The sequence below is a fragment of the Faecalicatena orotica genome, from assembly GCF_003149245.1.
Lineage (GTDB): Bacteria > Bacillota > Clostridia > Lachnospirales > Lachnospiraceae > Faecalicatena_A > Faecalicatena_A orotica.
Map to the genome: position 1 here is coordinate 43,363 of NZ_QGDL01000013.1, position 15,069 is coordinate 58,431.

Consider the following 15,069-nt stretch of genomic DNA (forward strand, 5'->3'; position numbering starts at 1 on the left):
CGCTGAATATGAGTTTACAGCATTTTTCGGTTATGTTATAATGCTCGCACTTGGCGAGGTGTTTTCGAGCCTAGTAAGACATATACCTAAATACTTAACGAGGTATTTTACGAGTTTAGTATTTATGGTACAATGGGTACAGGCTTTTAATCAGAAAGGGAAAATCACACATGCAGATGCGTTTTGAGGTCCCGGACACCTTCTGGAGTTTATTCCGTTCGGTGAACCGGGATGTTTATATTGAAGCATTACTAACAATAAATGAAGAATATCAGTACAGTAACTATTTTTTAACCAGAGAAGCATGTATCCAGGTTCTAAGTGACATGAATGCGAAGAAGCGCTTTGAACTGATGCGTGAGGAAGATGAGACAGAGTTTGATATGCTGGAGACTCCGTCATCACGTATTATAAACTGGCTGCTGCGCAAGGGCTGGCTGAAAAAGATCGAGGATTATAACACGCTGGCTACGAACATTGTTATACCGGATTATTCTGCTATTTTCATAGACGCCTTTGAACGTTTGACTTCAGAAGATATGGAGGAAACGGAAATTTATATTCAGAATGTCTATGCGACGCTGTTTTCATTTAAAAATGATTACAGGGTAAATCTAAATATGCTGCGGACCGCATTGATTAATACGAGGCGGCTTAACAAGGCGCTTCAGGATATGCTGCACAATATGGATAAGTTTTTTTCAAGGCTTCTGGACCAGAAATCTTACGGGGAGCTTTTAAGGGAGCATCTGGAAGGATATGTGGAAGAGATTGTACGTAAGAAATACCATATTCTGAAGACTTCGGATAACTTCTATATCTATAAGATGGATATTAAGAAGGTCTTAAGGGACATGCGCGAGGACGAAGAGTGGATAGAGACGGTTCGCGGGCGTTCCCGGGCGCAGGGAGATACGGGGGAAGACGTGCTGGACCTGCTGGATATGATTGAGCGCGGATTTGACGACATCGAACACCGTATATCGAATATGGATAAGGAGCATACGAAGTATGTCCGGGCTACGGTGACAAGGCTGAATTATCTGCTGAGCGGTGAGACAGATACGAAGGGACTGGTGATCCAGCTGCTGAATCAGATGGCTGCGAGTGAAGAGTATGAGGAAATGCTGCAGATTACAGGGCAGAAGATGAATCTGTCTCTGTTGGAAATCATTTCGGAGAAGTCTTTATATAAGCGGCGGAAAGGGCGGCAGGATTTCATCAGCCAGATGGCGCCGGAGGAAGTGGCAGAGGATCTGGACCGGGATGACGTGCTGAAGCTGAATAAGATTCAGGCAAGGTACAGTAAAAGCCAGATCGAGGAATTTATTGAAGAGCATATGGACGGAGAAATCATGGATGCGGCAAAGCTGAAAATTGCAGACGGTGAGGCGTTTGAGAAGCTGATACTGGCCTATGACCTGAGTACCAGAAGGAACAGTAAATATATGGTGCTTGACGGGGAACCGGATATGATCGAACATGGCGGTTACCGGTATCCGGATTTGAAGTTTGTACGCAGAAGATAGGAGATTACATATGACAGGATATTATGAAGAGCTTCTGGTGGAGGAGCAGGAGGCCGTTACAGAGGTGATCCAGCTTCTGCTGCGCCAGACATTCCTGCTGGAGCGGAAGTTTGATAAGCGCGCCGGCCGGCTGGCGTTTGTGAAGGAATACAGGACGTGCAGCAAGCATCTCGAATTTTTAACAGAGTATTTTAAGGTTGCCGGGATCGAGCTGCATGAAAATGCCCAGATGGGGCTTATCTACATACAGGGTGAAACACTCTGGGGGGAGAAGCTGCCGAGGCTTGCGACGATTTACCTGCTTATTCTGAAGCTGATCTATGATGAACAGATGGCGGCGGTATCTTCCAGCAGCCACATTGTGACGACGATGGGGGCTGTCAACGGAAAGGCCGGGGAATTTAAGGTATTGAGGGGGCTGCCCTCGCCAACGGAGATGAGAAGGACAGTTTCGCTGCTGAAGAAATACCAGATTATTGAACCTCTGGATGTGCTGGAGGAATTAAATGAACATACCCGCCTGATCATTTACCCGTGCATCAATGCGGTGCTGATGGGGGATGACATCCGCAAACTGCTGAATACGTTTAACGAGGAGGACAACATTGGAGAAGAATCAGCCGTTCAAGGCACTCTCGAAGATATGCCTGAATAACTGGCATTATATAGATAAAAAGATACTGACACTGAATGAGGGGATTAATTTTTTTACCGGACACTCCGGAAGCGGAAAGTCTACGGTGATTGATGCACTTCAGATCGTGCTGTATGCGAATACCGACGGAAGGGGTTTTTTTAACAAGGCTGCCGCGGATGACTCGGACAGGACCCTGATAGAATACCTGCGGGGGATGGTGAACATCAGTGAGAACAATGAGTCGCAGTATCTCAGGAACCGTAATTTTTCCAGTACGATTGTGCTGGAGCTGGAACAGACAAACACAAAAGAAAAGCAGTGTGTCGGGGTTATTTTTGACGTAGAGACAGCGACGAATGAGATTAACAGGCTCTTTTTCTGGCATACGGGAGGCCTGTTGGAAAACGGCTACCGGGCGGACAAGCGCTGCCTGACTACGGCCGAATTCCGCGAGTATCTGCAGAGGACATACCCGGCGGAGCAGTATTACTGTGGGCCGAGTAATGAACGGTTCAGGCGGCAGCTGTATGATATCTATCTCGGCGGTCTGGATATGGATAAGTTTCCGAGGCTGTTTAAGCGTGCGATCCCATTCCGCATGAATATCCGTCTGGAAGACTTTGTGAAGGAATATATCTGCATGGAGCAGGATATCCATATCGAAGACCTTCAGGAGAGTGTCATGCAGTATGGCAGGATGCGCAACAAGATTGAGGAGACGCTGGAGGAGATCCGGCGGCTTCAGGAGATACAGGACAGTTTCAGGAAATATCAGGAGCAGGTAAGGGAAGCCGGGGCGTGTACCTATCAGATTGATAAGCTGGAAATGCTCCAGCTGAGGGCAAAGATACAGGAACTGACGGACAGGATCGGGAACCGTCAGGAGGAAATCAGCCGTCAGGAGGCTATGAAGGTCCGTCTGGAGGAAGAGGAAAAGGGCATTCAGAAGGAGTATGAGGAAGTGCTGCTCCGGATTAATAATAGTGGATATTCGAGTCTTGAGACAGAACTTTCCGGTGTGAACGAGACGCTGGAGAGACTGGAGGGCAGCCGGGCCAGATGGATGCAGACGGCAGAGCGGCTGAACGAGTGGAAGACGAGGGATATCACACCGAATCAGACGGTATGGGATATCGAGAAGTTTGAAAAGGGGAATATTTCCGCTGAAGAGCTGACACGTTTGAAGACAAGCCTTCTGGAGCTAAAGGAAGAGCTTGAGGAAGAACGGAGGGATACCGATGCCAGACTGCGGAAGATCAAGAAGGAAGAAAACGAAGCCCGTGAGGAGCTTAAGGAACTGAAACAGGGGCGCAAGGCCTACCCGAAGGAGCTTGAGGAAGCGCGGTATGAGCTTCGGGGCCGCCTGCATGAGCGGTGTGGGAAGTTTGTGAATGTCCAGATTCTCGCCGATCTTCTGGATATCCGGGATGAATGGTGGCATAATGCCGTGGAAGGGTATCTGGGAAATAATAAGCTGCTGCTCGTGGTGGAACCGGAGTATGCGGCAGTGGCGATGGACATTTATGAAGAAATGGATAAGAAGAAATTCTTCCGCGCAGCTGTGCTGGATACGGAGAAGGTTATGGAGAGTGCTAAGAAGGGCGGCCATTCTGTCCGTCCGGGGTCGCTTGCGGAAGAAGTCACAGCGAAAGAGGAATATGTCCGTGCATATGTGGATAACTTCCTTGGCAATGTGATGAAATGTGAAAATCTCGACGAGCTGCGTACGAGCAGGGTTGGAATTACACCGGACTGCGTTCTGTACCACAGCTTCCGGCTGCAGCATATCAATCCGGAAAATTATACGAGAAGGGCGTATATCGGTGAGACGAGTATGCGGCAGCGGATCAGGCAGCTGGATGAGAAATGCCAGACCCTGCAGAAGGAACGCCTGCCGCTCATGGAGATTGTGGAGGAGCTGAAGAAGACGGGGCAGCTGGAAAGTCTGCAGCAGCCGGCTGAAGATTATCTGGAATGGCAGTCAGATATGGAAAAGATTGCGGAGAAGGAACGGCGCAAGGTGCAGCTGACCGGAAAGATGAGACAGCTGCGTGAAGAGTCTGTGTCTGCGTGGGAAATCGAGAAGCTGGAACTGATGCGTCAGCAGGAGGAGAAGAAAGCGCAGATACAGAAGGTGCAGGAGGAGATTTGGAAGAATAAGGATTTCATTAGTAAATGCAAGTCTGACAATCTGGAGCTGAACACGCAGCTGGCCGACAGGGAGCGCTATTTCCACGAGGATGCGGCCTTCGAAGAGGCGTTTAAGGCATTTATGGAGGGGCGGAAGTCGTCCAATTATGAATACCTGAGAAGGCAGCGCTTAAGTGACCGGGTTCCGATGGAAGAAAAGCTGGAACGTGCCTATCAGGAGCTGGTGGATGTGCGAAGCCACTATATACAGAAATATCCGAACCGGACATTTTCGACGAGTATTAAGGACAACAGGCCTTATGACAGACTGCTTACAAGCCTTGGCTGCGACCACCTCGAGACCTATAAAGAGGCGGCAAAGGAACAGGCACGTTCTGCGGTAGAGCATTTTAAAGATGACTTCATCTTCAAAATCCGCAGTGCCATCCGGGAGGCTTACCAGAGAAAAGACGAGCTCAACCGGATCATCAGCAAGCTGGATTTTGGCAAGGATAAGTACCAGTTCGTGATCACGAAGAATAAAGGGCCGGATGGAAAGTACTACAAGATGTTCATGGACGATTCTCTCCAGATCAACCCGTCCCAGCTGACCGACGCGATGGAGAACCAGCTTAATATGTTTACGATGGAACACGAAGACCAGTACGGCGATATGATGAACGAGCTGATCAATATCTTTATCCCGCCGGACGATGCCACGAGGGAAGAACTCGAGGAAACCAAAAAGAACATGGATAAATATGCGGATTACCGGACCTACCTGTCATTTGACATGCAGCAGATCGTGCGGGGGGAAAAAGACATGACAATCGGGCTGAGCAAGATGATCAAGAAAAACTCCGGCGGGGAGGGACAGAACCCCCTGTATGTAGCACTTCTGGCAAGCTTTGCACAGGTATACCGGATCAACCTGTCACCAAAGATCCAGAGAAACCCGACAATCCGTCTTGTCGTACTCGATGAAGCCTTTTCCAAGATGGACGCAGAAAAAGTTGCAAGCTGTATCTCACTCATACGCGGGCTCGGGTTTCAGGCAATCATCAGTGCAACCAACGACAAAATACAGAATTATCTGGAAAATGTAGACAAGACATTCGTATACGCAAATCCAAATAAGAAGCATATCTCAATACAGGAGTTCGAAAAAGGCGAATTTGCTGAACTGATTGAGGAAGAGTAGTACCGAGGTGCAAAGGGGTCAGACCCTTTTGTCCTCCATATTCAGAATATTCAGAAAACGGTGCGCAAAAGGGTCTGACCCCTTTGCACCTCAAGGAGGTAAGTTATGGATAGTAAGAAGGACAGCTGGCTGACCCCGGTCCCCAAGCAGTCATTATCGAAGATGGTTGTGGAAAAGATCAAGGAGGGGCTGATCAGCGGTGCTATTACCCCGGGTGAATTTCTGCCGTCCGAGACGGAGCTTTCAGAGAGGTTCGGTGTTGGCAAATCCAGTGTGCGCGAGGCAATCAAGATGCTGGAGGCTCTCGGGGTTGTGGAAATATGTAAGGGAAACGGCAGCAGGATCCGCACGACTGTGGATTCTTCAGTTATGAACCCGCTGATATTCCAGCTGATTCTCCAGAGCAGGGAAGAGAGCAGGGACAAGCTGGTTGAATTCAGGCGCATGATAGAAGTATCAGGCAGCCTTCTGGCTATTGACAATGCCGGGGAAGAGGATATTGCAAAATTGAAGGCGGTCCACGAGCGGACGAAAAATGATTTTAAAAAGGGTAAGGCTACTGTGGATAATGATATGGAATTCCATAATATGATATACGAAAGTACGCACAATCCATTTGTCGTGAGCATTGGCCGCAGTATTATGGAGCTCTTCCAGCCGTCGCTTGTTATTGCCAACAGGGACTATTCAAAGATTGTGACGGACAACCATGATAAAATACTAAAGGCCCTTGAACAGCGTGATAAAGCTGCAATGGAGGATGCGATTATATTATCCCTCGGGAAATGGAAAGAACCGGCACTGGATGAGTGTCTGGATTAGAGAGAAGAAGATGTGTCTGCTAATGAAAGGCGGATGCATCTTTTTTTGTACTTCTTTAAATAAAAACTGCATTTATTTGTGAAATGTGTACATAAATTAAGCGGAAAAATTGTTGAAATAGTCAAAGTTTATAAATCCTATTGACCTTTACCTGAAATAGTGCTAACCTAACATCAGAGAACAGACGTCAGATGTCTGATGTCAAAACAAAAAACAAGTTAAAAGGAGAAATTATTATGGCAAACATTTATTATGATGACGATGCAGATTTGGGGCTGGTAATTGACAAAACAGTGGCTATTATCGGTTATGGGAATCAGGGACGCAGCCAGGCGCTTAATATGCGTGATTCAGGGATTAAGAATGTGATCGTGGGAAGCAGGCATGATGAATCTTTCGATCAGGCCAACGAAGATGGATTTATGGTATACTCTATAGAAGAAGCAGCAAAAAAAGCGGATATTGTTTTCCTTCTTCTTCCTGACGAAGTGGCACCGGAGATTTATGAAGCGCAGATCGCACCATACCTTGAGCCGGGCAATATTTTGAATTTTGCATCCGGTTATAATATTACATTTAAGAGGATCACACCGGCGGAAGGGCTCGATGTAGTTATGGCGGCGCCGCGTATGATCGGCAAGGGGGTACGTGAACTGTTTGTAAGCGGAGAAGGCTCACCGGCATTCGTTGCGGTTCATCAGGATGCTTCCGGCAAGGCACTGGAATACGGAAAGGCACTCTGCAAGGCAATTGGGGCCACAAGGAAGGGAGCGATCGAAGTTACATTTGATGACGAGACCTGTCTGGATCTGATGGCAGAGCAGGGAACATGGCCAATTATTTATAATGTTTTTGTAGAGGCGTTCAAGCTTCAGGTGGAGATGGGGCATCCAGAAGAAGCTGTACTCATGGAAATGTATTTATCCAAGGAGCCGGCAGTTATGATGGAAAAAGCGGCTGAAGTAGGATTTTTCCGGCAGCTCCCGTACCACTCACACACAAGCCAGTATGGTCAGCTGATAGGTTTTAACGATGTAGATACAAGCCAGATCCGCAGTTTCTTAAAAAACCGCTATGACCGTATCAAAGGCGGGGAATTTGCGGAAGAATGGGATAAGGAGCAGCATGAAAATAATCTCAGTACGCTGAATAAGCTTGAGGAGGATGCTTTCAATTGTGATTTCACGAAAGCAGAGGACCGTTTAAAAGCCAGATTAAAGTAAAATCGATACATAAAAGTCGTTCTGCTGTGCGCAGAAACAGCAGAGAAGGAGGACATTTTGAATATCATGGTTTTTGTTTGGTTAGTCGTGGCAATTGCCATTATCCTGTTTGCGATTTTAAAATTGAAACTGAATCCCGCCATAGCACTGGTTCTCGGTAGTATTTTCATGGGGCTTGCATCAGGGCTTGGAGCCTCCAATACAATCACGACTATAGGCAGTGGATTCGGGAACCTCATGACAGGAATTGCACTGCCGGTAGGTTTTGGAGTTATACTGGGTCAATTGCTCTCGGATTCAGGCGGTGCAAAAGTGATTGCAACTACGATGATCCAGAAAACATCTGAGAAGTATGCATTGTATGCACTCGGAATTACCGCATTTCTTCTGTCGGTGCCTGTATTTTATGATGTGACTTTTGTTATTTTAATTCCACTTGCAATTGCGGTATCAAGACAGATCCACAAACCCCTTCCTTATACAGTTGGTGCGATGATTATCGGGGCGGGTGCGGCCCATACGCTGGCGCCTCCGACGCCCAATCCGCTGGCTGCAGCGGAAATCCTGCATTTTGATCTGGGGGTTATGGTCATTGTTGGAATCGTTCTGGGGCTTGTTGCAGCAATGATTGCAATGAAAATATATTTTACCCTCCTTGATAAAGGATTCTGGAATAAAGAAAAAGACGAAACCGGTGTAGAGGTGTATGAAGAACATACGGCAGAGGTTAGAAAAGCGGAACCGACCTTCTTTATGTCGATGATACCGATTCTCCTTCCCGTAGTTTTAATTCTGGTAGGGACTGTAATGGATGCCGTTCTGGAGGAAGTGCCTGAGGCAGTCATATTTTTAAGTAACAAGACAACCGCATTGCTGCTCGGAGCACTCAGTGCTTATGCAATCTCTGCAAGGGCAATGAATAAAGAAGAACGTGACCAGTCTGCAACAGAAGCATTAAAAAGCTGCGGGATTGTACTGTTAATTACCGGAGCGGGCGGCTCATTCGGGGCAATTATCAGTGCAACTGGAATGGCGGATATGCTTGCGGATACAATACAAAACATTTCTGCTTCACCGATCGTGGCGCTTCTGATTGCATTTGTCATAGCAGCGCTGTTCAGGGTGGCCCTTGGTTCGGGAACGGTAGCTTCTATTACGACCATGACAATCATGGCATCTGTACCAGCAGCTGTCGGCATGCATCCGGTCTGGATGGCAATTGCATGCCTGTCAGGGTCACTGAGCTGCGGGCATGTAAATGACAGCGGATTCTGGGTAAGCACCAATTTGTCAGGCTTCACCATTACGGGGGGACTAAAAAGCTACACACTCGGAAATGCAATTACTGCGGTTATCGCGATGTTGTTTGCGATTGTCGGATGCTTGGTAATACCGATTTAACTATGAATAGACATCCAATGATTTTATTTTTATAAAGAAGTAAGAACCGGCTGTGGATTTATGCAGCCGGTTTTTGATGTAATATTCAGCAGCACGGCCTGTTTTCAGGGAAAGTTTATGCTTGACAGCATCCCGCAGGCAAAGTAGGATGGAAGAAGAGACACGTTTACATCGACTTCAATTGGAGGTAAAGGTATGAATTACGAGATTAAGGGCGGCGCATTTCCCGTTGTGGAATGTAAACTCGAAGACCGCGAGCAGATGATTACTGAGAAAGGGTCAATGGTCTGGATGAGTCCGAATATGCATATGGAAACAGCCGGAGGAGGAATCGGCAAAATGTTCTCCAAAGCATTTTCCGGAGAAAGTATGTTCCAGAACATCTATACAGCACGCGGTGCAGGGCTGATTGCATTCGGCTCAAGCTTTCCGGGCAGGATTATGCCGGTACAGATTTCCCCGGGGCGCGAAATGATCGTACAGAAGACGGCATTTCTGGCATCTGAAAGCAGTGTGGAATTATCAATCCACTTCAATAAAAAACTGGGAGCAGGCGTATTTGGCGGGGAAGGCTTTATCATGCAGCGTCTGTCCGGCAGCGGGATTGCGTTCGTTGAAATCGACGGCGAACTGGTGGAATATGAACTGTCGGCAGGGCAGCAGATTGTCGTTGACACCGGAAATGTTGCCGGCTTCGAGGTAGGCGTCCAGATCGATATCCAGCAGGTACCCGGCCTGAAAAACAAACTGCTCGGCGGTGAAGGCCTGTTCAATACAGTCCTGACCGGCCCCGGAAAAGTCTGGCTGCAGACCATGCCGATCTCCAGCGTAGCAGCGTCTATACGGCCGTTTATTCCGACAGGGAATGCATAATGCCCGGAGCAGATATCGGCTAAATTTTAAGAATATTCTGAATACGGACCGCAAAGGGGTCAGACCCCTCTGAAGAAAGGAGTACTTACATGAGGTTCATGATTGCATCAGATATCCACGGCTCTGCCTTCTACTGCAGGCAGATGCTGGAAGCATACGAAAGAGAGAAGGCGGACAGGCTGTTGCTGCTGGGTGATATTTTGTACCACGGTCCGCGCAATGACCTGCCGAGGGATTATGCGCCGAAGGAAGTCATTGCCATGCTGAACCCGATGAAGGAGCATCTGCTTTGTGTGCGTGGAAATTGTGACACAGAGGTGGACCAGATGGTGCTGGAATTTCCGATCATGGCGGAGTACTGTTTTCTGGATCTTGACGGGCAGTCTGTGTTGGCGACGCACGGGCATGTCTGGAATCCATCCAATCCTTTGATGTTGAAAAAAGGGGATATCCTGTTAAACGGTCATACCCATATCCCGGCATGCGAGGAGAAGGATGGGTATATTTATATGAATCCGGGCTCTGTTTCGATACCAAAAGAGAATTCGGCGCATAGTTATATGATATATGAAAATAAAATCTTTGAATGGAAAGATATGAATGGAGAGGTTTACCGGACATGGAAAACAAATATGCATTGCTGATAGATGCGGATAATGTTTCTGCTAAATACATCAAGCCGATACTGGATGAGCTGTCTAAGTACGGAAATGTAACTTACAAGAGAATTTACGGGGACTGGACGAGTACGTACAGTTCGAGCTGGAAGGAGGAGCTTCTCCAGAATTCGATTACACCGATCCAGCAGTTTAGTTATACACATGGGAAAAATGCTACAGACTCCGCGATGATTATAGATGCTATGGATATGCTGTACACGAGTGATTTGGAGGGATTCTGCCTTGTTTCCAGTGACAGCGATTTTACAAAACTGGCCAGCCGCCTGCGTGAAAGCGGCAAGACCGTGATCGGTATGGGTGAGGATAAGACGCCGGCGCCGTTCCGTAAGGCATGTGATATCTTTACGGTGCTGGAGCTGCTGCTTGAGGATAACATGATCGAGAAGGAAGAGAAGCCTTGTGTCCATGCTACCGGAAAAGAAAACAAGAAGAGTAGTACAGATGTAGTGTCCAAGGCACAGATAGAAGAAGCAGTCGTAAAGATTATCACAGAGAACCAGAATGATGATAAGGAGACCGGCCTGGGGGAAGTCGGAAGCCGTCTTGTAAAATTATACCCTGATTTTGATGTGCGCCGTTATGGTTACAGCCTCTTGTCAAAGTTTCTGGAAACATTTCCGAAGCTGAAGCTGAAACAGGATGGAACGCAGGTTACGGTGACGGTTTACGAAGATAAGAGCAAGAAAGAGATGTTGGAAGAGTATGTGATCATGCTCGTGCAGAATGCAGGGGCTCAGGGTGTTTCGCTAGGGACGCTCGGCAATAAGATCAGGAATCGTTTCGGTGACTTTAAGGTGAGAGATTATGGATATTCTCAGTTCAAGCAGTATATCCAGAGCTTCTCGGATATTCAGATCAGGGATGACGGAGAGCAGAACTGGGCGGTATACAGTAAGAGCGGTGAAAAATAGTCAGAATTATCTGAAAACGGACCGCAAAAGGGTCAGACCCCTATGCAGATGACTGCATGGGGTCTGACCCTTTTGATCTTTGAAAGATCCATCCCACGGTTTATTTATCATAAATGGTTTTTATTTCCAGAAATTCCTCGTATCCTTCTATACCGCCTTCGCGTCCCAGTCCGGATTGTTTATATCCGCCGAACGGTGAGGCCTCATCCCACTGGCCTTCATTCACATACACGGTTCCGGTTTTCATTTTTCTTGCCGTTTCATTGGCTTCTTTTTCCGGCCCGTATACTGCGCCGGCAAGTCCGTAGATGCTGTCATTTGCTATTTCAATCGCTTCTTCTACTGTCTTGTAAGTCAGTACAACAAGAACTGGTCCAAAGATTTCTTCTCTGGCAATGACCATGTCCGGGGTTACATCACAGAAAATAACGGGTTTTACATTGTAGGAGCCATTATCTTCCGGTACTTCTCCTATTAAGAGGCGTGCGCCCTCGCTTATGCCTGTTTCGATATATTTCCGCACTCTGTCGAACTGCTTTCTGGAAGCAAGGGGCCCGAGTGTCGTTTGTGGATTGTTAAGTGGGCCAAAATGATATTCCGCCGCTTTTCGTTTCAGGATTTCTTCTATTTTACCAGTTTCATCTTCCGGTACGAGCATTCTTGTCAAGGCGTTGCAGGTCTGTCCCCCGTTGAGCATGACGGTTTCCAGAACCCCGTTTACCCCGTTCTCCCAGTCGCCGCCTTTCAAGAAGATGGCAGCGGATTTGCCGCCCAGCTCCAGAGCCAGTTTTTTGATGTTGCTGAGGCCTTTGATGGCAACAGCCCTTCCGGCATCGGTAGAACCTGTAAAGGAAATCATGTCTACGTCCGGGTGAGCGGCCAGTGCGTCACCCACTTCCCCGCCCCGTCCGGTTACGAGGTTGAATACACCGGCCGGGTAGCCGGCCTTGTGGATTTCTTCTGCAAGGATATAGGCGGTCATTGGTGTGAACTGGCTGGGCTTTAATACAACGCAGTTCCCGGCAAGCAGTGCAGGCACTACTTTCTTCTCAATCTGCTCCAGAGGGAAATTCCACGGAGTCAGTCCTCCGACTACCCCGACTGGTTCTCTTACAACAACAGAAGTCTGGCGGCGCTCCTCATACGGGAAGTTTTTCGCAACCTTAATATAATGTTTCGCCTCAAGGATAAACGGATCGGTATGAACTTCGGCGGACACCTTGTAAGGGGAGCCGAGTTCTTTTGTGATCGTTTCAATCAGGTCCTGCCTTCTGGATTCCAGACCGTTTACCACCTTTTCCATCAGGGCCGTCCGCTGTTCAAGCGGCGTATACTGCCAGGTTTCAAAGGCAGCTCTGGCGGCCCTCACAGCCTTGTCAACATCGTCCTTGTTGCCACGCGGGACTTGGGCGAAGATTTCATGTGTGTCAGGGTTCTCAATGTCGATATACTCATGTCCTTCTGATTCAACCCATTCCCCGTTTATATACAATTTACGAATATCCATAAGTTTTATATCCTCCTTCATCTGAAAAAAATGTTGATTCCCGTTGCATCCCGGAATTTGTGTGCTACTGAATTTTTTCCGGGGCCATTGCTCTTTCCACGAAAGCTTTTTCTTCTTTGGTGAGTTCATAGCGTGGCTTTCTGACATATCCCCCATTCAATCCTTTGCAGCCGAGAAGATGTTTCAGGGCCTGAACCGGCTTCGGGAAGGATTCCAGAACATCCAGTGACGGAAGGATTCTTTTATAGATTTCTCTTCCTTTTTCCAGATCCTTTTCCTCGCACACTGCTTCATACAAATCCACACAATCCCTCGGAGCCACGTTTGCCAGCATACAGATCCAGCCGCAGGCGCCGGCAGCAAAACTTTCGAAGGCCAGGTTATCACAGCCACAGAATACGGAAGTTGTGTCCGGGGCATCATTCAGCACCTGGGTGAGCTTGTGCATATCACCGCTGGATTCTTTTACAATTGCGGCTCTGGGGTGTTTCAGAATCTCATTGTAAGTATCCTGCTCAAGCTCCACACCTGCTGATCCCGGATTATTATAAACGACGATCGGAAAATCGGTTTCGTCCATCACATAGTGATAGAATTTCACGATTTCGTCCTGCGCCGGATGGCAGTAGAACGGAGAAAGCACCATCGCCGCATCGGCCCCACATGATTTGATATTCTGCACCAGTTTGACAACATCTTCAGGCCTTTCTCTGGAAGCCCCAACAATGACGCTTACACGGCCGTTGATATAAGGAACAATCTCGCGTACATAGTTCATATGCTCTTCGTCGGAAATGCTCTGGTATTCTCCGGTAGCCCCGAGGATGCAGACCCCGTGAACCCCGTTTTCAATCAGCCAGTCCAGATTCTTTTTGGACTGCTCCAGGTCAAACTCCCCGTTTTCCTTAAATGGTGTGACTGCTACCGCATAGATTCCTTTAAACTTTTCATTCATAGTGATATTTTCCTTCCTTTTATTCCTGCACTTTTAATTGCTAAATCTCTCGAAACTTAACGGAGAGAGGTCCATGAAAGTTTCCTCCCCTGCGATGATATCTGCCATACATTTTCCCGTAATAGGGGAGAGTCCGATGCCGTCCCCTTCGTGCCCTGCCGCAATATAAAATCCCGGGATTGCAGTGCCGGAAACGATGGGCATGTGGTCCGGGGTAAACGGGCGCAGGCCGCTGTATGCCCGGATTACCTTGATACCGGCGATGACAGGGAAGAAGCGGATTGCCCGCTCGGCCAGCGCCTGCATGACATCAATCTCACTGCGGATATCCTCCCCGACAAAACTTCTGGAGGAGCCGATCAGGAAGTTATTGGATGCCGTCGGCTCGAAAACGAAGGCCACTTCATTTCGTTTTACCCGTTCGGATACCGGTCTTTCATAGTCTCCACTCTGGAATTTTGTCAGCATATACCCGAACTCATGCACCTTTCTGCGCGCCACACGGAAGGTCTGCTCAGAAACGAGGATCTGTCCCTGCCTGGCACGGATCGGAATATCGAGTCCCGCCATTTTGCCGATTAGCGGTGCACGCACGCCGCAGGCATTCACAACATTTTTAGCCAGAATGGTTCCGTTTTCACAGGAAATGGAAAAATAATTCTCTTCCTTTTTCAGGTCCACGACCGGGTTGTGCAGAGAGAGTACGGCACCCAGTCGTTCGGCCGCCAGTGCGAAGGCGTATGCCAGTCCGATGGGATATACGGAGCCGTCAGAGATGGTCTCCAGTCCGCCGTAAATATCTTTCGCGAGATAGGGTTCGTCTTCCAGCACTTCTTTGTGGTCCAGCATTCTCATCTCGATTCCGCATTGCTTCATATCGCTGCAGAATCGGGAGGCAATCTCGAATTCTTCTTCTGTTTCTGTCAGATAAAGACTTCCTTTTTGGGTCCATTCAATGTTATAATCCAGTTCCTTTTCGAGTCCGGGAAACATATCCTGGCTTGCTTTTGCGAACAAGGCATCGAAACCCGGCTGTTTATCACATACGAGAATATTTCCGTCACTTCTGCTGCTTGTGGAATCTGCAATATCACCCGCATCTATGAGGATGACATCCGCTCCTTTTTTGGCGTTGTAGTAAGCACATGAGGTTCCGATGGAACCGGCTCCGATCACAGCTATATCATATATCTGGCTCAT

At 48.0% G+C, this 15,069-nt stretch carries 12 protein-coding genes; 9 read left to right on the top strand and 3 right to left on the bottom strand.

All coding sequences use genetic code 11. The features are described from left to right. Positions 1-170: 170 nt before the first annotated feature. The 9 genes from A8806_RS19220 to A8806_RS19260 all read left to right on the top strand — a co-directional run bounded on the left by A8806_RS19220 (position 171) and on the right by A8806_RS19260 (position 11,407). The gene (locus A8806_RS19220; RefSeq protein WP_109732792.1) at positions 171-1,529 is read left to right on the top strand and encodes a Wadjet anti-phage system protein JetA family protein; all 1,359 of its coding nucleotides are present in this window, start codon (positions 171-173) and stop codon (positions 1,527-1,529) included. A 10-nt stretch (positions 1,530-1,539) separates the two neighbouring features. Continuing rightward, positions 1,540-2,184: a DUF4194 domain-containing protein gene (locus tag A8806_RS19225; RefSeq protein ID WP_109732793.1), complete on the top strand. Its 645-nt coding sequence runs from the start codon at positions 1,540-1,542 to the stop codon at positions 2,182-2,184. Beyond that, positions 2,135-5,497 (top strand): ATP-binding protein, encoded by a 3,363-nt coding sequence (locus A8806_RS19230; RefSeq protein ID WP_109732794.1) that lies wholly within the window; start codon positions 2,135-2,137, stop codon positions 5,495-5,497. Before A8806_RS19225 ends, A8806_RS19230 begins: the two co-directional genes overlap by 50 nt. Before the next feature lie 105 nt (positions 5,498-5,602). Beyond that, a complete protein-coding gene (locus A8806_RS19235) occupies positions 5,603-6,319 on the top strand; it encodes a FadR/GntR family transcriptional regulator (RefSeq protein WP_109732795.1) in 717 nt (238 codons plus the stop codon). Between the two features lie 236 nt (positions 6,320-6,555). Beyond that, a complete protein-coding gene (gene ilvC / locus A8806_RS19240; protein WP_181368796.1) occupies positions 6,556-7,542 on the top strand; it encodes a ketol-acid reductoisomerase in 987 nt (328 codons plus the stop codon). 66 nt (positions 7,543-7,608) lie between these two features. Next, positions 7,609-8,943, top strand: a complete 1,335-nt coding sequence (locus A8806_RS19245; RefSeq protein ID WP_242996200.1) for a GntP family permease — start codon at positions 7,609-7,611, stop codon at positions 8,941-8,943. A 195-nt stretch (positions 8,944-9,138) separates the two neighbouring features. After that, positions 9,139-9,816 (top strand): TIGR00266 family protein, encoded by a 678-nt coding sequence (locus A8806_RS19250; protein ID WP_109732798.1) that lies wholly within the window; start codon positions 9,139-9,141, stop codon positions 9,814-9,816. A gap of 89 nt (positions 9,817-9,905) precedes the next feature. Beyond that, positions 9,906-10,460, top strand: coding sequence for a phosphodiesterase (gene yfcE / locus A8806_RS19255; RefSeq protein WP_109732799.1), 555 nt, complete (start codon positions 9,906-9,908; stop codon positions 10,458-10,460). Next, entirely contained in the window at positions 10,436-11,407 is a 972-nt protein-coding gene (locus A8806_RS19260) for an NYN domain-containing protein (protein ID WP_109732800.1), read from the top strand. Before yfcE ends, A8806_RS19260 begins: the two co-directional genes overlap by 25 nt. A 100-nt stretch (positions 11,408-11,507) precedes the next feature. Here A8806_RS19260 and A8806_RS19265 read toward each other — a convergent pair whose 3' ends face one another. From A8806_RS19265 to A8806_RS19275, 3 genes are all read right to left on the bottom strand, one after another. Further along, positions 11,508-12,914 carry an aldehyde dehydrogenase family protein gene (locus tag A8806_RS19265; protein WP_109732801.1) on the bottom strand — a complete coding sequence of 469 codons (1,407 nt, stop codon included), beginning with the start codon at positions 12,912-12,914 and terminating at the stop codon, positions 11,508-11,510. 64 nt (positions 12,915-12,978) lie between these two features. Beyond that, positions 12,979-13,869 carry a dihydrodipicolinate synthase family protein gene (locus A8806_RS19270; protein ID WP_109732802.1) on the bottom strand — a complete coding sequence of 297 codons (891 nt, stop codon included), beginning with the start codon at positions 13,867-13,869 and terminating at the stop codon, positions 12,979-12,981. Positions 13,870-13,902: 33 nt separating this feature from the next. Then, on the bottom strand, positions 13,903-15,069 hold the full coding sequence (locus A8806_RS19275; protein WP_109732803.1) for an NAD(P)/FAD-dependent oxidoreductase: 1,167 nt from the start codon (positions 15,067-15,069) through the stop codon (positions 13,903-13,905).

What these genes read in the sequence shown, in the direction of transcription:
- A8806_RS19220 (WP_109732792.1), top strand. Translation starts at nt 171, where the DNA reads ATGCAGATGCGTTTTGAGGTCCCGGACACCTTCTGGAGTTTATTCCGT.
- A8806_RS19225 (WP_109732793.1), top strand. Translation starts at nt 1,540, where the DNA reads ATGACAGGATATTATGAAGAGCTTCTGGTGGAGGAGCAGGAGGCCGTT.
- A8806_RS19235 (WP_109732795.1), top strand. Translation starts at nt 5,603, where the DNA reads ATGGATAGTAAGAAGGACAGCTGGCTGACCCCGGTCCCCAAGCAGTCA.
- ilvC (WP_181368796.1), top strand. Translation starts at nt 6,556, where the DNA reads ATGGCAAACATTTATTATGATGACGATGCAGATTTGGGGCTGGTAATT.
- A8806_RS19245 (WP_242996200.1), top strand. Translation starts at nt 7,609, where the DNA reads ATGGTTTTTGTTTGGTTAGTCGTGGCAATTGCCATTATCCTGTTTGCG.
- A8806_RS19250 (WP_109732798.1), top strand. Translation starts at nt 9,139, where the DNA reads ATGAATTACGAGATTAAGGGCGGCGCATTTCCCGTTGTGGAATGTAAA.
- yfcE (WP_109732799.1), top strand. Translation starts at nt 9,906, where the DNA reads ATGAGGTTCATGATTGCATCAGATATCCACGGCTCTGCCTTCTACTGC.
- A8806_RS19260 (WP_109732800.1), top strand. Translation starts at nt 10,436, where the DNA reads ATGGAAAACAAATATGCATTGCTGATAGATGCGGATAATGTTTCTGCT.
- A8806_RS19265 (WP_109732801.1), bottom strand. Translation starts at nt 12,914, where the DNA reads ATGGATATTCGTAAATTGTATATAAACGGGGAATGGGTTGAATCAGAA.
- A8806_RS19270 (WP_109732802.1), bottom strand. Translation starts at nt 13,869, where the DNA reads ATGAATGAAAAGTTTAAAGGAATCTATGCGGTAGCAGTCACACCATTT.
- A8806_RS19275 (WP_109732803.1), bottom strand. Translation starts at nt 15,069, where the DNA reads ATGAGCCAGATATATGATATAGCTGTGATCGGAGCCGGTTCCATCGGA.